Annotated in this window: 1 protein-coding gene; it reads left to right on the top strand. The window is 48.1% G+C overall.

What is annotated here, in order from left to right:
- A partial coding sequence (locus SINDD18_RS11075; RefSeq protein WP_193750862.1) for a hypothetical protein occupies window positions 1-208 on the top strand: 208 nt, incomplete at both ends.

Below are 208 nucleotides of genomic sequence, written 5' to 3'. Positions count from 1 at the left end.
CTGATTCTGATGCAGACGTTGATGCTGATTCTGATGCGCTTGTGCTTGCTGATTCTGAAGCTGATGTGCTTGCTGACTCTGATGCGCTTGTGCTTGCTGATTCTGAAGCTGATGTTGATGCTGATTCAGATGCTGATGTGCTTGCTGACTCTGATGCGCTTGTGCTTGCTGATTCTGATGCACTTGTTGACGCTGACTCAGAAGCTGA

The sequence above is a fragment of the Streptococcus infantis genome (assembly GCF_001579645.1).
GTDB classification, from domain to species: domain Bacteria; phylum Bacillota; class Bacilli; order Lactobacillales; family Streptococcaceae; genus Streptococcus; species Streptococcus infantis_E.
This window is presented reverse-complemented; position numbering and strand designations above follow the sequence as displayed.